The organism is Pseudomonas sp. LPH60, assembly GCF_030718165.1.
In the GTDB taxonomy this organism is placed as follows: domain Bacteria; phylum Pseudomonadota; class Gammaproteobacteria; order Pseudomonadales; family Pseudomonadaceae; genus Aquipseudomonas; species Aquipseudomonas danubii.
Genome location: NZ_JAVAJH010000001.1, coordinates 508,745 through 527,299, shown reverse-complemented (window position 1 = coordinate 527,299; position 18,555 = coordinate 508,745). Strand labels below are relative to the sequence as shown.

Below are 18,555 nucleotides of genomic sequence, written 5' to 3'. Positions count from 1 at the left end.
CATGGTTTGCAGGGGCCCTACGCCTTGAGCACGGAGGCCATTTTTTCCAGGTGCGCGCAGGCCCGAACCACGTACTCGTCGGACAGCGCGGCGATGCGCCGGTAGTTGATCTGCTGGCCGGTGGCCTGGGTGTAGAGCTTCAGGGCGTCGGTGGCGTGGCGGAAATGCCGGGCCTCGACGGCGCCGCAATGGACGCTGAGGAAACCGGCGATGCGGTTGGCCTCCCCCGCCGGATAACCGCAGGACTCGCGCAGCCAGTTCTTCCACAGCGGCGTCATCAGGTTGTATTCGCCGGTGTTGAACAGCTCGGTCAGGGCCATCATCTCCAGGGCTTCCACCAGGTTCGGCGCCAGGGGGCGCTTCTCCCCGACCCAGGTGGAGAACTCCTTGGTGATGGGGTTCAGGTACTTGTCCTGCAGGCGCCAGTTGTCGGAGCCGCAGATGGCCGAGGCCATGCGGTGGTACAGCTTGGAATGGTGGGGATGGCCGTGCATTTCGCCGAGGCCGACGTCTTCGACGATGATCTCGCCGCAATGCCGGGCGGCCTCCAGCAGCTTGAGTTTGTTGTCGTCGCCGGGCAGGTCCGCGGACTCCTGCAACAGCCGCACGATGATGCTGGACACCGCGTGGGCCGCACCATCAGGGCTGCGCCAGCCGCAGAAAAAGGTGCACAGCGAATCCTCGGACCAGCGGCTGGATGTCATGCGCTGGTAGGTCTGGCAGTAGCCGTCCAGCTTGTCGGGATGGTTTTCAAAGCCGGTCAGCAGGGCCTCCACCAGATTCCGGTCTTCGACATCCACCAGGGCCTGGTGCACGTAGCCGATGAACGCTTTGCGGGAACTCTCCATGTTTCTCTCCTGTATTTATTGTTCACTTCACGGACAGCAAGACGAGCGACGCCACCCGGGCCACCACAGGGGGCGCGGGAACAGCGGTGATGACGGTGCAACGGCGGGCGACTTGAAGCGCCTTCAGTCCATGACGATGGCCGACATGAACTGGTTGAAGCGGCCCAGCCCCTCGATCAACTCCTGGTACTCGACGGCGTAGGAAATCCGGATGCAATGCGGGTCGCCACACCCCGAGCCCGGGACCACGGCGATATGCGCCTCGGTCAGCAGCAGGTCGGCCAGGTGCTCGACATCCCGCACCTGCTCGCCGCGGTAGTAGCCCCCCAGGCGGGAGGAGACGTCCAGGTAGAGATAGAAGGCCCCTTCCGGTGGTGCGTAGCGGATGCCTTCCAGGCGATCCAGGTAGGTGCGGGCAGCGTGCAGCTGCCGTTGCAGGAACGGATTGACCTGGTCGGCGAACTGCGATGAATCGGCGTTCAGGGTGTTGAGCGCGGCGTATTGGGACAGGCTGCTGGGGTTGGAGGTGGTGTGGCCCTGGAGGTTGTGCATGGCCGCGATCACCGGCGCCGGGGCGCAGGCGTAGCCGATCCGCCAGCCGGTCACTGCCTGGCTCTTGGAAAAGGAGTCGATCAGCACGGTTTGCGGTTTCAGTGCCGGAAACAGCGAGAGGATGTTGTGATGCTCATGGGGCTCGCGCACCAGGCCGCGATAGCACTCGTCGAACATCACCCAGAGCCCCTGGTTGAAGGCCAACTGAGCGATCGCTAGCAGTTGCTGGCGTTGATAGACGGTGCCCGTGGGGTTGTTGGGGGTGTTGATGACGATCATCCGGGTGCGCTCGCTCAGCGCGCCCTGCACCGCCTCAAGGGTCAGCCGGTAGTCGTCGCCCCGGGTCTCGACCAACACGGGCGTGGCGCCCGCCAGGCGGATCTGGGTGGGAAAGGTTTCCCAGTACGGGTTCGGCACGATCACCTCGTCACCGGGGTTGAGCAGCACCATGCAGGCGTTGTACAGGGCCTGCTTGGCCCCGGCAGTCACCGCCACCTCATTGGCCGCAAAAGTCACGCCGGTGCGCTGGCTGACCTGCTGGGCGAGCTTTTCCCGCAGGGCCGGCAGGCCAATGGGCGGGGTGTAGCGATTGCGCGCGTTTTCGATGGCGTCGATGGCCCCGGTGCGCATGTCCTGGCAGGCGTCGAAGGACAATTCGCCGGCGGCGAAGTTGATCACCTTGACCCCGCTTTCCTTCAGGGCGTTGGCTTTGCTGCGCATGCTGGACGTACCGGGGGCACTGAGGCCCAGGGCACGCTTGGACAAGGAAAATCGGCTTGCAGTGGCTTCGCTGTTATTCATGTTCTTACCTGCGAAAACGATCTGGAAACAAGGCGCCCCGAATACCGGAAACACCCTGCGCAGCCAACCTGGATGGGGGCTCCAGCCAGGTCTTCTTACATTCTGATGACAGTCAGAATGTCCGGCCAATACCGTTTGCGTCGTGATTGATACTGCAAAAGTAAGAAATATCTGATGATCGCGAGGCCCCTGCCGCGAGCCCGGGCGCAGAACGCATCAGGCCCGGGCAGAACAGCCCCGGGCCTGATGATTCAAGGGTCGACAGCAAGCATCAGCCAGGGCTGGACAATGCCCGGGCATCGGCGTCCAGGCCGCGCTGCACGTACCAGGACAGCGGCAGCGTCAGCAGCAGCGTGGCGGCCAGGGCCATCACCGCCAGGGGTATCCCGGTAACGTCCCCCAGGCTGCCGAACAGCACCGGGGCCAGCGCCCCGCCACCGATGGTGCCGGTATAGAACAACGAGAACGCATGCTCGCGTTTGCCGGCCCCCGCCAGGTCCGGCACCGCGCCGTACAGCACCGAGGAGGTGCCGTTCAGCGCCAGGCCCAGCAGGGGCAACATCAGCATCAGGCCGTTGTAGGGCAGAAACACCGCCAGCACGATCAGGCTGGCGGTGGTGAATTCGGTGATCCACACCGTCTTCATCATGCCGATGCGCGCCCCCAGGTAACCGCACAGCAACTTGCCGAAGGCGCCACCGACAAACAACAGGGTCAGGGCCAGGCCGATGCCGGCGGTGCCGGCGCCCTTGGCCTTGAGCAAAAACGGCAGGAAGGTCAAGAAGCCCATGCGCACTGCACTGTCCAGGGTGCCGGTGAGGATCAACGCACGCATTCCGCTGGCCGAGCCTTGGCCCTTGACCGCCTTGGGCGCCTTCTCGCTCATGGCCGCGGTGACGGCCCGGGAGGGAATCAGCCACCACAGCAACAGCGCGGCGGCCAGCCCCAGGAGGCCGATCAGGGTGACACTGGCGCGCCAGCTGATCACCGTCAGCAACAGGCCCACCAGGCCGGGGATCAGGGTCTTGCCGATGTCCCCGGCAAAGTTGTACTGGGACAGGGCCTCCTTGACCCCGCCTCCGGCTTCGTGGGTGTCGGTGATCAAGGAAGACGCCAGCGGATGCTGGGTGCTGGCCCCCAGGCCGCCCAGCAGCAGGGCCAGGAGCAACACGCTCAAGCCCCCGGCCTGCCCTGCCAGCAGGTAGGCCAGCCCGGCCAGCGCCGTGCCGCCCACCAGCAGGCGCTCGCGGCCCCAGCGCTTGGCAGCACGGCTGGCCAGCAGTTGGAACCCGGCCATCATCCCGGAATAGGCCCCGCGCAACAGGCCGATCTGGGCATAGCTCAGGGCGAACTGCGCCTGCCAGATCGGCAGCAGCACGTAGATCACATCGGTGAGACCGTCGTGTACCGCATGAGCACTGCAACCGGCCACCAGGGAGCGGCGGCGTACCGAAGTGTCGGTGGCCGGCATGGCCTCCAGGGAGGCGCTGTGTTTCAGGTCATTCATCTTGGGGGCGGGCTGCGAGGTCGAAGGGATAGGAATCAGTCACAGGATAGGCAAGCCTGGGCCAGCCACAAGCCCCGTTGCCAGGGCCGGGCCGCACGCCATCAGCGCAACAACTGGCTGCAGTCGCGCATCACCCGGGCCTTGCGCTGCAGGTATTCGCAGAAGATTTCCCGCGCCACCTGGGGGTCGACACGCACCTGCATGGCATCGACGAATTCCTCGACCGCCGCCACCGCATGGGCGAAGTGGTTGCTCTCGGTGCCGCCGGTGTGCACCGTGACCCAGGCCACGGTGGTCCGGGCCTTTTCCGCCGGCACACCCATGTCGCGCACGAACCATTGCTTGTACAGCGGGTGGATGAACTCCACTTCACCGTGGGTATAGACCTCATGGATCAGGGTGGTCAGCAGGCCCTGGAGCAGATCGCGATCGCGCAGACGGCGGAAGTCGGTCCAGTCCTTGAAGCCTTGCGCCGAGGGCAGGCAGTTTTCCTTGAGCAGCCACTGATCGTCGCCGCAGATGGGCGTTGCCATGTTGTAGAACAGGTCTGAATGCAGGGTGTTGCCCAGAGCGCCCAGGTCTTCATCGGTGATGCGCTGCAGGCTGCCGCAGGCACGATAGAGGCCGTCGGCGGCTGCCGAGCCCTGCCCCGAACGGGCCAGCAAGGTGATGCGGTTGGCCAGGCCGGAAACGCTGGTGGCGGAATTGTTGGTCTTCGACCAGCTGGCAAAGAACTTGCGCAGCACGGCAGGCGCGTGGCGGCGCGAGGTGAGCTTCTCGAAGGCATGCTCGATGTCCACCAGGGCGCTCTCTTCGCTCCAGAACGCCTCGAACAGCGCATGCTTCAAGACACTGGCCGGCATGTCGTTCAACACAGGTTCGACAATCTTCAACAACTGGCTCTGCCGGGTCAGTACGTTATTCATGGTCACCTCACGTATTCCTTGTTGGATGATGCATCTAGGGGGTTCACCGGCCTGGGATCGGCGACCGGTGCTTCGGGTTCGAGGGGCTTCCAGCCGCCCCAGGCAATCAGCAGCGACAGCAGTTGGAAAACCACGATCAGCGCCACACAGCCCTGCCAGCCCCAATGGCTCCAGAGCAGTGCCGGGACCACAGCGCCGAAACTGCCGCCCAAGTAGTAGAACGTCAGGTACAGCCCCACCGCCCCGGCCTTGTTGTGGCGGGCGGTGGCGGTGGTGAAGGAGTTGGCGGCGGCCTGCGCCATGAACACCCCGGTGGAACTCAAGGCCAGGCCCAGCACGATCAGCCACAGCGAAGGCAGCAGGGTCAGGGCCGAGCCGCCGACCCCGAGCAGGGCCGCGACCTTGAGCAACTCGGCCTGGGGCCGGGACTTGCTCAGGCGGCCGGCGATGGGAATCACCACCAGTGCCAGCAGGAATACGCTGTAGATGGCCCCCAGGGCCGCGGCGCCCAGGTCGAAGGGCGGCAGGCTGAGGTAGAGCCCGGCGTAAGTGAAGGTGGCCACCTGGGAGAACAGCACGCAGAAACCCACGCCATAGGCCGCCAGCAAGGGCCGGCTGCACAGCTCGCGCAGATCCCGCATGCGGTTCTGTGCACGGCTGCTGACCACGGGCGCATTGGCCGGCAGCAGGAAATGGATGGCCACGCCGATCAGCAGACTCAGGCCGGCCAATAGCGCGAAGGCCTCGCGCCAGCCGACGTACTCGGTCATGAAGCCGGTGACGAAACGTCCGGCGAAACCGCCCAGCACGGTGCCGGCCACGTAGAGACTGGTGACTTCGGTGACGGTGCCGCCGCTCCAGCGATCGCCGATGTAGGCCACGCTGGTGGCGAACACCACCGGGATCAGCATGCCTTCGATAAAACGCCAGAACAGCAACTGGGCAAAGCTGCCGGCACAGGCCGCCAGCAGCGCCGGCAGCGCCAACAGCAGGGACGCCAGGACCATGACCGAGCGCTGCTGGAAACGGCCGGTGAAACGGCTGACAAAAGGTGCGGTGATGGCCACCGCCAGGGTGGTCACGGTGATGCTCCAGCCCGCGTCCCTGATACTCACCTGAAAGCTCTGGGCGAGCTCCTGAAGAATGCCCTGGGTTGCATACAGGTTGAGAAAGGCCGCACAACCGCACAAAAACAGGGCGATGCGAGCACAATGCTGGCGCGGATTCATGAAACCTCTCGTTTTATGACGAAAGGCCTTTATAAAATACCCCGCGACCCCAAGACCAATACCGATTTACGACCGATCAATACCCAGGGAACAGGATGCTCGATCTACGCAAGTTGCGTTACTTTCTGACCGTCGCCGAGGAGCTGCACTTTGGCCGTGCCGCCCTGCGCCTGCACCTCGCGCAACCGCCGCTGACCCGGCAGATTTCGGCACTGGAAGCCGAACTGGGGTTTCGCCTGTTCGACCGCACCAGTCGCACCGTCTCCCTCACCGCCCAGGGCCGGCACTTTTTGCCTTACGCCCGGGCCGTGCTGGAACAGGTGGACCTGACCCAGGTCATGGCCAGCAAGCTGGCCAAGGGCAGCGCCGGGCAACTGGCCCTGGGCTACGCCAGCTCGATCGCCCTGTCGGACCTGTTCAGCCAGGCGATCCAGGCCTTCGCCCAGCGCTACCCGGACGTGCAACTGACCCTAGTCGAGGGCGCGTCGGTCAGCCAGTGGTCACAGATCGTCGACGGGCGAATCGATATCGGCATGAGCCGGATGCAGCCACCCAGCGAGCAGAGCGAAATCCAGGCCCTGTCCCTGGGGGACGAACCCCTGGTGGCGGCCATCTCCAGCGACAGCCCCCTGGCCGCCCAGGATCAGGTGACCCTGGCCGAGCTCAGCGAACACCCGTTGATCCTGTTTCCGGCGGACTACGGCTCGGGGCTCAACGAGGCGATCGAACAACTCTACCGGCGCAACGGCCTGCCCCTGCGACCGGGCCCCAGCGGCCGGCAGATCACCTCGATCATCGCCCTGGTCGCCGCCGGCCGGGGCATTGCCCTAGTGCCTCGCTGTACCCAGACCCTGGCCAAAAAAGGCGTGACCTACCGACCGCTGACGGACCCCGGCGCCACGGCGCAACTGCTGGTACTGACCCGCAAGCAAGGGCGCAGCCTACTGGTGGACGCCTTCATGGGGGTGCTCGACGAATTGCTCCAGGCGCAACCGCAATCTGTGGGCGCTAGCGGCATGCCACCCGGGCCTCTGCCCCACCTCCAACGATGAGCAGATCGTTGCCATTGACGTCGCTGCCCACCAACTCTCTGCTGTAGCCATGCACGTGCAAAGGTCTGCTAGACACTTCGACAGTCTTGGCAACTGGCCAGCCGCTGATGCAGGCGTATATTGATAGTGTCGATCCAGGTAGTTGAGGCGACAAAAGGTCGCCAATGGTGGGACAAGCGAGGGTGCTGGGGGCGCTAGCGGATAACCCGAAACGCTGGAGGTGTCACATGAGGCAATATCAACGACTCTTTCTGATCGCAGGTCCCACCATGCGTCACTCGCCGGCGATGGAGCGGGCAATCGCCCTGGCCGACGCTACGGGCGCCGCGCTGCATATCGCAGTGTTCATCGAAGACTTCGACCTTATGCGGTTAATGAGCAACAGCGAACAACTTCGTGAGAGTTGCCGGCAGGAGAACCTGCAGTGGTTGACGGATGAGGCCGAACTCATGCGCAGGCAGGGCATCAACGTGACCACCGAAGTTGCAGTGACCCGTGACCCGCTGCAAGCAATCCTTGAGCATGTGGCTGAAATGCAGCCGGACCTGATTATCAAGGACGTACATCATGAACCAGCGCTCAAACGCGTATTCGTCACACCTTTGGATTGGCAGTTGTTGCGTCAATGTCCGACCCCCTTACATCTGGTCAGTGAAGTCAGGTGTCCGCTTCCTCGGATGATTGTGGCGGCGGTTGACCCATCGCATCCAGAGGGTCAGATCAGCGGAATCAACGACAGCATCATTCAGGCGGCGAACGAACTGGCGACGCAATGTGAGGCTGAATTGCACATGCTGTATGCCTATGAACTGACACACACACATTTCTCTGATGCGGGTGCCGGCGCCGTGACGATGCCAGGCTTCAGCGACGACGTGCGCCGGTCACTTGAAAAGTGCTTCATTGCCTTGGCGGAACGCCATGGCGTGCCACCTGAGCGGCAACACTTCATTGCAGGGCCGCCAACCAAAGCGATGGCCGAATTTGCCACTCATACTCGAGCAGATGTCTTCGTAATGGGAAATACCCAGCACAAAGGGGTGGACAAGCTTATTGGCAGTACTACCGAGCATGTTCTGCATCAGGTGCCGTGCAGCGTTCTGGCCATCACGGGAGAAGCGGATCAATGAACGGAAAAACCGCCACTATCGCAGCCGGCTGTTAGTGCTGATGTGGTTTTTGACCCAAGCTGCGGACTTGCGCTGCCCCTTGGGGGGTCTGTGATAACGACGCTTCTGTGGGGTAAAGAAAATCACCAGAAAACCTTCCATTTTCATTTCCTCAGCGCGTACCGATCATTTGCTAGGACAGAAGCCCTGCGGCGTGCAATGAAACCGAGCCGAGTGAACACAGCCATTTGCCCTCCTGAATCACGGCAGCTGTCTCGGCGGAAAATGTGGAAAAGGTGGTCAGTCCGCCACAGAAGCCCGTGATGAAAGGAGGAATACCCTCTCCTGTTTTCATGCCATGGCAGCCACTGTCAGACTTTCAAGGTACAACGAGTTCGTATGAACTGGCTTAGTGAGTTTTGGCACCTCAATCGAACACTATGGTGGCGCCCAGATTCGAGGTGTATCTCTACCGCGCTCTGGTCTACGCGGCGCAAATCGCAAGGAAAACCACGACATGAAGATTCACGACCTTTTTTCCGCCCCCAGCTTTCGTAGACGCAGACCCGTTTGCAGCCCTCTTTTCCTCATCGTCATGAATGTCTAATTCAATGCAGAAAACATGTGCATGAACATAAACAGCAAAGGTGACCGTCGACCGTTTTTTATATTCCTCATCTTTTTGCGCTTGGGACTGACCTCATTTGGCGGCCCCATCGCACACTTGGGGTATTTCCGCGATGAGTTCGTCACGCGCCGGCAATGGCTGACTGAGCGTAGCTATGCTGACCTGGTCGCACTTTGCCAGTTCTTGCCCGGCCCCGCGAGTAGTCAGGTTGGTATGGCGCTGGGACTCTCTCGTTCGGGCTACTCTGGGGCGCTGGCCGCCTGGGCAGGTTTCACGCTGCCCTCGGCCATCCTTCTGATCCTGTTTGCGTTAGGTATTTCCAACCATGGCGACATCATTGCGCCTGGCGTACTGCACGGCCTGAAAGTCGTGGCCGTTGCGGTGGTCGCTCAAGCCGTATGGGGAATGGCACGGAATCTATGCCCTGATGCGTTGCGTATCACGATCATGGCGATTACGACGTGTGTGGTGCTGTTGGTTCCGTCTGCATGGGGGCAGATCGGCTCAATTGTTGTCGCGGCTTTTGCCGGCTTGCTTTTATTCAAACCCGCTCACGCCGCCGAACATGATCCACTGCCTATAAAGGTCGGTTACCGAGCAGGTTTGTTCTGGTTATCACTGTTCTTCGCTTTGCTGGTCGGCTTACCGATAATGAGCCAGATGCTACTCAACCAGACGCTCTCCATGGTAGATGCGTTTTATCGCTCCGGGTCTCTGGTGTTTGGTGGTGGTCATGTGGTGTTGCCATTGTTGCAGGCCGAAGTAGTGCCTTCAGGCTGGGTCAGCAATGAAATCTTTCTTGCCGGGTATGGTGCAACGCAGGCTGTTCCTGGCCCGCTTTTGACCTTCTCGGCATTTCTAGGCGCTTCGATGAGCGTCGAACCCTCTGGCTGGGTCGGCGGGGTCATTTGTTTGCTAGCCATTTTTCTGCCGTCGTTTCTATTGATCGTTGGTACGTTACCGTTTTGGGAACAACTGCGGCGCAGCGTACATATCCAAGCAGCGTTGCTTGGGATCAATGCGGCGGTGGTTGGTTTGCTTCTAGCGGCGCTTTATCAGCCTGTATGGACGAGCGCGATCCTTAAGCCACAGGACTTCGGTTTGGCATTGGTGTGCCTGGTCGCTCTGATGTTTTGGAAGCAACCGCCCTGGTTGGTGGTGATCGGTGGTGGTGTAGCCGGATGGTTGCTGAGTGCCATGCTTTGACAGTCTTTCAAACTCCGTAGGGCTTTCTCGTCCGGTTGGAATGCCCTTCTATAGCGTCCTTGCCATGGGCGGAGAGTTGGCCAGGTCGGTAATCGAGAAGCCGCGGGGAAAGCAACCGCTCTACGCGTTCCCGCTTGGCAAGCCTGATAGCGTGGGGAATGAAACGACGTTCCACCACATGAATGACTCAGCCTGGAAGCAGGCCAGGGTCAGGGCGGCGAGAAAGTGGCAGGAGAAGTTCCTGCGGCCGACGCATGATGGCTTTGTCAGAATCCGCATTCGCGACACCTTGGGGGGAAGGCGACGTGCCGCGGGCGTGACTTAGGAGGATCGAAAAGCACTGCTCGGCAGCAGAACTGGATCAGCTCATTGAGGCGGCAAACAACGTATCAGCAACTGACTCGCATGCACCAGCGCTGACGATTTTGAAAAGGGGGGAGGCCTGAAGAAAAAGGCCAGGGTCACTTGGAAAGTCACTATGGCAGAAACAACAAAACCGCTCGAAAGCGGCTAAGTCATTGAAAAATATGGTCGGGACGGAGTGATTCGAACACTCGACCCCTAGCACCCCATGCTAGTGCGCTACCGGACTGCGCTACGCCCCGACTAGGCGTGAAACCTGTTTCACTTCTCAGGAAACGTTGAGGAATATACCGCAAGCTTTTGAAAAGTGGAAGTATTTAATACGATGAATTACTTCTTGAGCACCACAAGCACATCTTCAAGCTCAGAGATCATCTGACGGATCAGTTGCTTGTATTGGGTGGTGTCGTCTTTGGCCTCATCACCGGAAAGGCGCAAGCGCGCTCCACCGATGGTAAACCCCTGATCATAAAGCAACGCGCGGATCTGCCGGATCATCAACACGTCCTGGCGCTGATAATACCGGCGATTTCCGCGGCGTTTGACGGGGTTGAGTTGAGGAAACTCTTGCTCCCAATAACGCAGCACATGCGGTTTTACCGCACAGAGCTCGCTGACTTCACCAATGGTGAAGTAGCGCTTACCCGGGATGACCGGGAGCTCGTCGTTATGACTTGGTTCCAGCATAAGCCTCAACTCGGGCCTTCAACTTCTGCCCTGGACGAAAGGTGACCACACGGCGAGCCGTGATCGGGATTTCTTCACCCGTTTTCGGGTTGCGGCCAGGACGCTGGCGTTTATCCCGAAGGTCGAAGTTACCGAAACCGGACAATTTGACCTGTTCGTTATCTTCGAGAGCGTGCCTGATTTCTTCAAAGAAAAGCTCGACCAATTCCTTGGCCTCGCGTTTATTCAGGCCTAGCTCTTCGTAGAGACGTTCGGCCATTTCAGCTTTCGTCAGAGCCCCCATACGTCACTTCCTTAACGTGGCGTTCAACCTTTGTTCGAGCGAGGTGAGGATGTTTTGTGTCGTGGAGTTCACCTCATCGTCATTAAGAGTGCGCGATGGATGCTGCCAGGTCAAGCCGACGGCAAGGCTTTTTCTATGCGGATCAATGCCTTTACCCTGATAGACGTCAAAGAGCCTGAGGTCTGTCAGCCATTCGCCTGCATTTTCACGAATTACGTCCAGTACTGCGCTCGCCGCTACGTCACGATCCGCCAGCAATGCCAGGTCACGGCGTACTTCTGGGAAACGCGAAAGCTCGTGGAACTTCGGAAGACGACCTTGAGCCACCTCGCCCAGAACCAGCTCAAACACGTAAACCGGACGATCCAGGCCGAGGTTTTTTGCCAGTTCCGGGTGAATAGCCCCCAGATAACCGACCTCACGACCATCACGCTCGATACGTGCAGTCTGACCAGGATGCAGCGCAGGATGCTTGCCCGGAGCAAAAGTGAATTCATCCAGTGCGCCAGCAAGGCCCAGCACTGCCTCGACATCTGCCTTGACGTCAAAGAAGTCGACACCGTCGCGACCTTGCGCCCAACCTTCAGGCAAGCGACTGCCGCAAACGACGCCGGCCAACATTGGCTGCTGCTTCAAGCCTTCCAGTTGACCGATAAAGCGCAAGCCGCTTTCAAACATGCGGACGCGATCTTGCTGACGGTTCAGGTTGTGCTGAAGTGCCTTGACCAGGCCAGGCCACAAAGAGCAGCGCATGGCCGCCATGTCAGCCGAAATCGGGTTGGCCAATAGCAGCGGTTCAACACCTGGATTGAACTGCTCAAACAATTTCGGATCGATGAAGCTGTAAGTGATTGCTTCCTGATAACCACGGGCTACCAGCAGACGCCGCAGGGCAGGCAGATCACCTTGCGCTTCCGCCTTAGCCTGAGGAGCCAGACGAGCCTGCGGATAACGAACCGGCAAACGGTTGTAGCCGTAGAGACGCGCCAACTCTTCGATCAAGTCGACTTCAAGGCTGATATCGAAACGGTGGCTTGGCACTTCAACGCGCCACTGGTCTGCACCATCAGCAGTGACTGTCAGGCCCAACGCCGTGAGCAGACGCTCGACCTCGGGACCGTCGATTTGCATGCCCAGCATCTGGGTGATGCGCTCAGCGCGCAGCGTCACAGGTGCAACAGATGGCAAGTGCTGCTCGCTGACAGCTTCGATGATCGGACCAGCTTCGCCGCCAGTGATCTCCAGCAATAAGCCAGTTGCACGCTCCATGGCCTCGCGAGCCAACTGCCAGTCCACACCACGCTCATAGCGATGAGAAGCATCGGTATGCAGGCCATAGGAACGGGCTTTGCCAGCAACCGAAATCTGGTCGAAGAAAGCGCTTTCCAAAAACACATCGCGGGTGTTTGCGGTAACGCCACTGTGCTCACCGCCCATAACGCCAGCGATTGCCAGAGCACGGGTGTGGTCAGCAATCACCAGGGTATCGCTACGCAGGGTAACTTCCTGGCCGTCGAGCAGCACCAGTTTCTCGCCCTCTTCTGCCATGCGCACCCGAATGCCGCCGTTGATTTCGGCGAGATCGAAAGCATGCAGCGGTTGGCCCAATTCGAGCATCACATAGTTGGTGATATCCACCGCCGCATCGATACTGCGCACGTCGGCGCGACGCAAGCGTTCAACCATCCACAGAGGGGTCGGCTTGGACAAATCGACATTGCGAATAACCCGACCCAGATAGCGCGGGCAGGCCGTCGGAGCCAGTACTTCCACAGGGCGTACTTCGTCGTGCACTGCGGCAACCACTTTCACTTCAGGGCGCTGCACTTTAGCGGCATAGAGCGCACCGACCTCACGGGCCAGACCGGCAAGCGACAGGCAGTCACCACGGTTTGGAGTCAGATCGACCTCAATACTGGCATCGTCCAGGTTCAGATAGACGCGAACGTCCTCCCCCACCGGAGCATCGGCCGGCAGCTCCATCAGACCATCGCTGCCTTCGCCAATCTGCAGTTCGGCTTGGGAACACAGCATGCCGTTGGATTCAACGCCACGCAGCTTGGCTTTCTTGATCTTGAAATCGCCCGGCAGCTCGGCGCCAATCATCGCGAATGGGATCTTCAAGCCTGGACGCACGTTGGGTGCGCCGCAGACCACCTGGAAGGTTTCCGCGCCATTGCTGACCTGGCACACACGCAGCTTGTCGGCATCCGGGTGCTGCTCGGTGCTCAACACCTCACCCACCACTACCCCACTGAAATCTCCGGCGGCTGGCGTTACGCTATCAACCTCAAGACCGGCCATCGACAGACGAGCAACCAACTCGTCGCGACTTACTTGCGGGCTAACCCAGCCACGCAGCCATTGTTCACTGAATTTCATCCTGCTCTCCTAATAGATTCGTTACGGACGCGCGACTAGCGAAATTGCGCAAGGAACCGCAAGTCGTTGTCGAAGAACAGGCGCAAGTCATTGACACCGTAACGCAGCATGGCCAAGCGCTCGGCGCCCATGCCGAAGGCAAAGCCCTGGAACTCTTCCGGGTCGATCCCGGACATACGCAGCACGTTCGGGTGAACCATGCCGCAACCCATCACCTCCAGCCAGCCAGTCTGCTTGCAGACACGGCAGCCTTTACCGCTGCACATCACGCATTCCATATCAACTTCAGCGGAAGGCTCGGTGAACGGGAAGTAGGAAGGACGGAAACGTACGGCCAGTTCTTTTTCAAAGAACACCCGCAAGAACTCTTCAATGGTGCCTTTCAGGTCGGCGAAGTTGATATCGCGGTCGACCAGCAGGCCTTCGACCTGATGGAACATCGGCGAGTGAGTGATATCGGAGTCGCTACGATACACACGGCCTGGGCAGACGATGCGAATCGGCGGCTGCTGCGATTCCATGGTGCGGACCTGTACCGGCGAGGTGTGGGTGCGCAACAACATGTTCGCATTGAAATAGAAGGTGTCATGCATCGACCGGGCCGGGTGATGGCCAGGGATGTTGAGCGCCTCGAAGTTGTGATAGTCGTCTTCAACCTCAGGGCCTTCGGCGATGCCGTAGCCAATGTGGGTAAAGAATTGCTCGATACGTTCCAGGGTCCGCGTAATCGGGTGCAGACCGCCAGAGGTCTGGCCACGGCCCGGCAGGGTTACGTCAATGCATTCGGCGGCGAGCTTGGCGCTGAGTTCCGCCTCCTCGAAAGCGGCTTTACGCGCATTGAGAACCTCTGTCACACGCTCCTTGGCCACGTTGATCAGCGCACCGACTTGCGGGCGCTCTTCGGCAGGGAGATTGCCCAGGGTCTTCATCACCTGAGTCAGCTCGCCCTTCTTGCCAAGGAAGTGAACCCGGATCTGCTCCAGGGCATTGATGTCTTCAGCGTGTTGCACGGCCTCAAGTGCTTGAGAAACCAGCGCATCCAGGTTTTCCATGTACAGACTCCAGATACAAAATAGGGGAAGAGCTTGAAGGCTCTTCCCCTATTTATGACGTTTAACACCAGAGCCCACGAAAGGTGAGCCCGGATGACTGTCGGGGGTACTTAAGCCAAGGTGGCTTTAGCTTTCTCGACAATCGCAGCAAACGCCGCTTTTTCGTTCACTGCCAGATCAGCCAGAACCTTACGGTCGATCTCGATGGACGCCTTTTTCAGGCCAGCGATCAGACGGCTGTAAGACAGACCGTTAGTACGAGCACCAGCGTTGATACGAGCGATCCACAGAGCGCGGAACTGACGTTTTTTCTGACGACGGTCACGGTAGGCGTATTGGCCTGCCTTGATTACCGCTTGCTTGGCAACACGGAATACGCGCGAGCGAGCGCCGTAGTAGCCTTTAGCAAGTTTCAGAATTTTTTTGTGACGTTTACGGGCAATGACGCCACGCTTTACACGAGCCATGAGTTACTTCCTCTATTCTTGATCCAAAAATTAACGAAGGCGCAGCATGCGCTCGACTTTTGCCACGTCAGACGGATGCAGCAAGCTGCTACCGCGCAGTTGACGCTTACGCTTGGTCGACATTTTGGTCAGGATGTGGCTCTTGAAAGCGTGCTTGTGCTTGATACCGTTAGCAGTTTTCAGAAACCGCTTAGCAGCACCACTTTTGGTTTTCATCTTTGGCATGTTCGGATACTCCGCATTCAGTTGATAAACATAATCAGAAGGCCTGCCGTGCCCTGTTGATTACTTCTTCTTTTTCGGGGCGATGACCATGATCAGCTGGCGTCCTTCCATCTTAGGATGCTGTTCGACCGAACCGTACTCTTGCAGGTCAGCTTCAACCCGCTTGAGGAGTTCCATCCCCAGCTCCTGGTGGGCCATCTCACGGCCGCGGAATCGCAAGGATACCTTGGCCCTGTCCCCGTCACTCAGGAAACGTACCAGGTTGCGCAGTTTTACCTGGTAATCCCCTTCCTCCGTCCCTGGACGAAACTTGATTTCTTTAACCTGAATCTGCTTCTGGTTCTTCTTCGCAGCAGCAATCTGCTTCTTCTTTTCGAAGATCGATTTGCCGTAATCCATCACCCGGCAAACAGGTGGGACTGCGTCGGCGGAAATCTCCACCAAATCCAGCTTGGCTTCTTCAGCTATACGAAGCGCTTCATCAATCGAGACGATGCCAATCTGCTCGCCGTCAGCGCCAATTAACCGAACCTCGCGTGCCGAGATATTCTCGTTGATCGGGGCTTTCGGTGCAGCTCGTTTATCTTGTCTCATATCACGCTTAATAATAATTACTCCGAATCTTGGCGACCACGCCGGGAAACCGCTTGTGCGAGGAACGCCGAGAATTGGTCCACAGGCATCGAGCCCAGGTCTTCACCTTCACGGGTACGCACAGCGACAGTCTGCATCTCGACCTCCCGATCTCCAATAACCAAGAGATAGGGAACCTTGAGCAAAGTATGCTCGCGGATTTTAAAGCCGATCTTTTCATTTCTCAAGTCGGACTTGGCACGAAATCCGCTTTGATTGAGTGTTTTTTCTACTTCAAGGGCAAAATCTGCCTGTTTATCAGTGATATTCATCACCACGGCCTGAGTCGGAGCTAGCCACGCAGGGAACGCGCCCTCGTAATGCTCGATCAGAATCCCGACAAAACGCTCGAAGGAGCCGAGAATCGCCCGGTGCAGCATCACCGGATGCTTACGGCTGTTGTCTTCGGATACGTATTCAGCACCCAGGCGGATCGGCAGGTTGAAATCCAGCTGCAAGGTACCACACTGCCATACACGCCCCAGGCAGTCTTTCAACGAGAACTCGATCTTCGGACCATAGAACGCGCCCTCGCCCGGCTGCAGATCATACGGCAACCCGGCACTATCCAAAGCCGCAGCTAGCGCATTTTCCGCACGATCCCACAACTCATCGGAACCCACGCGCTTTTCAGGACGAGTGGAAAGTTTCATCTCGATGTCCTTGAAGCCGAAGTCGGCATAGACATCCATAGTCAGCTTGATGAACGCAGCGGACTCGGCCTGCATCTGATCTTCAGTACAGAAGATGTGAGCATCGTCCTGGGTAAAACCGCGCACACGCATGATGCCGTGCAACGCTCCCGAAGGCTCGTTACGGTGGCAAGCACCGAATTCGGCCAAGCGCATCGGCAGCTCGCGGTAGCTCTTCAGACCCTGATTGAACACCTGCACGTGGCACGGGCAGTTCATGGGTTTGATCGCGTAGTCGCGGCTTTCCGATTCGGTGGTGAACATGTTCTCGGAATAGTTGGCCCAGTGCCCGGACTTTTCCCAAAGGCTGCGATCGACCACTTGGGGAGTCTTGATCTCCAGATAGCCGTTTTCACGCTGCACCTTGCGCATGTACTGCTCGAGCACCTGGTACAAAGTCCAACCATTGGGGTGCCAGAACACCATGCCCGGCGCTTCTTCCTGGGTATGGAACAGCCCCAAACGCTTGCCAATCTTACGATGGTCGCGCTTTTCGGCCTCTTCGATACGCTGGATATAGGCAGCGAGCTGCTTCTTATCCGCCCACGCAGTACCGTAAACCCGCTGCAATTGCTCGTTTTTGGCGTCGCCGCGCCAGTAGGCACCAGACAACTTGGTCAATTTGAACGACTTCAGGAAGCGCGTGTTAGGCACGTGCGGACCGCGGCACATGTCGACATATTCTTCGTGATAGTAGAGGCCCATTGTCTGTTCATTCGGCATGTCCTCCACCAGGCGCAACTTGTAGTCTTCGCCGCGGGATTTGAACACTTCGATGACTTCGGCTCGCGGCGTAACCTTCTTGATCACGTCGTAGTCTTTCTCGATCAACTGCTGCATGCGCTGCTCGATGGCAGCCATGTCCTCAGGAGTGAAAGGCCGTTCGTAAGCGATGTCGTAATAGAAGCCTTCATCGATGACCGGACCGATGACCATCTTGGCGGTCGGATACAACTGCTTGACCGCATGCCCTACCAAGTGAGCGCAAGAGTGGCGAATGATCTCAAGCCCCTCTTCGTCCTTTGGCGTGATGATTTGCAGGGTTGCGTCGCTGTCGATCACATCGCAGGCGTCGACCAGCTTGCCATTGACCTTGCCGGCCAGGGTGGCCTTGGCCAAACCTGCGCCAATAGATGCAGCGACCTCGGCTACGGATACCGCATGATCGAATGAACGTTGACTGCCGTCGGGAAGAGTAATGGTGGGCATGGCGCCTCCTCTCCTAGTGGTGACCCCTACCAAAGGTCACGTGGGTTGGGATGAGCCAGTACGCGATTCAGTCCGGCCGTTCTGTAACAAACGCCTGCCTCACAGTGGCAAGAGCCTTGCGGCCAACCGGGAAACCGAACCAGAGTGACTGGGGTTCAAATCAAAATTAATGAGGCATAGACCGCGAGGGAGAAGTGCAACACCCAAAGCTTGAAAACACCCAAGCCGGGCATGCTAGCACAGATAAATCGCAAGCACCGCGCAGCAAGTTTCCCAAAAGATACTTTCCGGTCTTTTATTGAAGAAAGTGAACTTGCGATGTACGCCGAACCTCAAATACCAAGAGAATCGTCGTCCTTGCTATCGACCTCAGGAGAACTCGACTCATGCGCCTTACCCAATTGCTTACCCTTGCCGCCCCACTCGCCCTGCTCCTGCCCTTGAGCGCACAGGCTGCATGGCCTGCCGGAGCTCGTGCCGACTATATGAAGGATTGCACTGCAGCAGCCAGCCAAAGCATCGACGCCAAAAGCGCCGAGAAACATTGCGCCTGCGGTGCAGACAAGCTGAATGAAAAATTCACCACCGATGAAATCAAGGAGCTGATGAGTAAATCCAAGCAACCTAGTGCAGAACTGAGAACCCGAGCCCTGGACGCCATCGCTGCTTGCCGAGTGGTCAAATAACCAACCACCGCTCGAAAC

The 18,555-nt window shown here is 59.0% G+C and carries 17 protein-coding genes, 1 tRNA gene and 2 pseudogenes; 5 read left to right on the top strand and 15 right to left on the bottom strand.

What is annotated here, in order from left to right; translation table 11 throughout:
• Nucleotides 1-17: 17 nt before the first annotated feature.
• The 5 genes from Q8O96_RS02545 to Q8O96_RS02525 all read right to left on the bottom strand — a co-directional run bounded on the left by Q8O96_RS02545 (nt 18) and on the right by Q8O96_RS02525 (nt 5,863).
• Nucleotides 18-848, bottom strand: coding sequence for a hypothetical protein (locus tag Q8O96_RS02545; protein WP_110596831.1), 831 nt, complete (start codon nt 846-848; stop codon nt 18-20).
• A gap of 123 nt (nt 849-971) precedes the next feature.
• The gene (locus tag Q8O96_RS02540; RefSeq protein WP_305948286.1) at nt 972-2,201 is read right to left on the bottom strand and encodes a pyridoxal phosphate-dependent aminotransferase; all 1,230 of its coding nucleotides are present in this window, start codon (nt 2,199-2,201) and stop codon (nt 972-974) included.
• Nucleotides 2,202-2,472: 271 nt separating this feature from the next.
• Nucleotides 2,473-3,708 carry an MFS transporter gene (locus Q8O96_RS02535; RefSeq protein ID WP_102882424.1) on the bottom strand — a complete coding sequence of 412 codons (1,236 nt, stop codon included), beginning with the start codon at nt 3,706-3,708 and terminating at the stop codon, nt 2,473-2,475.
• A gap of 101 nt (nt 3,709-3,809) precedes the next feature.
• Nucleotides 3,810-4,634 (bottom strand): hypothetical protein, encoded by an 825-nt coding sequence (locus Q8O96_RS02530; protein WP_102863604.1) that lies wholly within the window; start codon nt 4,632-4,634, stop codon nt 3,810-3,812.
• A gap of 2 nt (nt 4,635-4,636) precedes the next feature.
• Nucleotides 4,637-5,863: an MFS transporter gene (locus tag Q8O96_RS02525; RefSeq protein WP_102863605.1), complete on the bottom strand. Its 1,227-nt coding sequence runs from the start codon at nt 5,861-5,863 to the stop codon at nt 4,637-4,639.
• 95 nt (nt 5,864-5,958) lie between these two features.
• Here Q8O96_RS02525 and Q8O96_RS02520 point away from each other — a divergent pair, with 95 nt between their 5' ends.
• Together Q8O96_RS02520 and Q8O96_RS02515 are read left to right on the top strand one after the other, a co-directional pair.
• Nucleotides 5,959-6,915: a LysR family transcriptional regulator gene (locus tag Q8O96_RS02520; RefSeq protein ID WP_305948285.1), complete on the top strand. Its 957-nt coding sequence runs from the start codon at nt 5,959-5,961 to the stop codon at nt 6,913-6,915.
• A gap of 227 nt (nt 6,916-7,142) precedes the next feature.
• A complete protein-coding gene (locus tag Q8O96_RS02515; RefSeq protein ID WP_305948284.1) occupies nt 7,143-8,045 on the top strand; it encodes a universal stress protein in 903 nt (300 codons plus the stop codon).
• Nucleotides 8,046-8,217: 172 nt separating this feature from the next.
• Here Q8O96_RS02515 and Q8O96_RS02510 read toward each other — a convergent pair.
• Nucleotides 8,218-8,349: pseudogene (locus tag Q8O96_RS02510) on the bottom strand (CrcB family protein); the annotation flags it as partial.
• Nucleotides 8,350-8,652: 303 nt separating this feature from the next.
• Between Q8O96_RS02510 and chrA the strand changes: the two are divergent.
• The gene (chrA, locus tag Q8O96_RS02505) at nt 8,653-9,858 is read left to right on the top strand and encodes a chromate efflux transporter (RefSeq protein ID WP_305948283.1); all 1,206 of its coding nucleotides are present in this window, start codon (nt 8,653-8,655) and stop codon (nt 9,856-9,858) included.
• A 58-nt stretch (nt 9,859-9,916) separates the two neighbouring features.
• Nucleotides 9,917-10,304 (top strand): annotated as a pseudogene (locus tag Q8O96_RS02500) (site-specific integrase); the annotation flags it as partial.
• A gap of 82 nt (nt 10,305-10,386) precedes the next feature.
• On the opposite strand, the gene Q8O96_RS02495 reads toward Q8O96_RS02500, so the two are convergent.
• The 9 genes from Q8O96_RS02495 to thrS all read right to left on the bottom strand — a co-directional run bounded on the left by Q8O96_RS02495 (nt 10,387) and on the right by thrS (nt 17,851).
• Nucleotides 10,387-10,463 (bottom strand) — tRNA-Pro (locus Q8O96_RS02495).
• Between the two features lie 88 nt (nt 10,464-10,551).
• Nucleotides 10,552-10,908: a MerR family transcriptional regulator gene (locus tag Q8O96_RS02490; protein WP_007920509.1), complete on the bottom strand. Its 357-nt coding sequence runs from the start codon at nt 10,906-10,908 to the stop codon at nt 10,552-10,554.
• Nucleotides 10,889-11,191, bottom strand: coding sequence for an integration host factor subunit alpha (ihfA, locus tag Q8O96_RS02485; RefSeq protein WP_002553164.1), 303 nt, complete (start codon nt 11,189-11,191; stop codon nt 10,889-10,891). The genes Q8O96_RS02490 and ihfA overlap by 20 nt, the downstream gene beginning before the upstream one ends.
• A 3-nt stretch (nt 11,192-11,194) precedes the next feature.
• On the bottom strand, nt 11,195-13,573 hold the full coding sequence (gene pheT / locus Q8O96_RS02480) for a phenylalanine--tRNA ligase subunit beta (protein WP_305948282.1): 2,379 nt from the start codon (nt 13,571-13,573) through the stop codon (nt 11,195-11,197).
• A 35-nt stretch (nt 13,574-13,608) separates the two neighbouring features.
• The gene (gene pheS, locus Q8O96_RS02475; RefSeq protein ID WP_011060419.1) at nt 13,609-14,625 is read right to left on the bottom strand and encodes a phenylalanine--tRNA ligase subunit alpha; all 1,017 of its coding nucleotides are present in this window, start codon (nt 14,623-14,625) and stop codon (nt 13,609-13,611) included.
• Nucleotides 14,626-14,735: 110 nt separating this feature from the next.
• Entirely contained in the window at nt 14,736-15,092 is a 357-nt protein-coding gene (rplT, locus tag Q8O96_RS02470) for a 50S ribosomal protein L20 (protein ID WP_016963673.1), read from the bottom strand.
• 30 nt (nt 15,093-15,122) lie between these two features.
• Entirely contained in the window at nt 15,123-15,317 is a 195-nt protein-coding gene (gene rpmI / locus Q8O96_RS02465) for a 50S ribosomal protein L35 (protein WP_002553160.1), read from the bottom strand.
• 60 nt (nt 15,318-15,377) lie between these two features.
• Entirely contained in the window at nt 15,378-15,929 is a 552-nt protein-coding gene (infC, locus tag Q8O96_RS02460) for a translation initiation factor IF-3 (protein WP_169893379.1), read from the bottom strand.
• Entirely contained in the window at nt 15,929-17,851 is a 1,923-nt protein-coding gene (gene thrS, locus Q8O96_RS02455; protein ID WP_305948281.1) for a threonine--tRNA ligase, read from the bottom strand. Before thrS ends, infC begins: the two co-directional genes overlap by 1 nt.
• A gap of 386 nt (nt 17,852-18,237) precedes the next feature.
• Between thrS and Q8O96_RS02450 the strand changes: the two genes are divergently transcribed.
• A complete protein-coding gene (locus Q8O96_RS02450; protein WP_102863612.1) occupies nt 18,238-18,537 on the top strand; it encodes a hypothetical protein in 300 nt (99 codons plus the stop codon).
• Nucleotides 18,538-18,555: the final 18 nt, after the last annotated feature.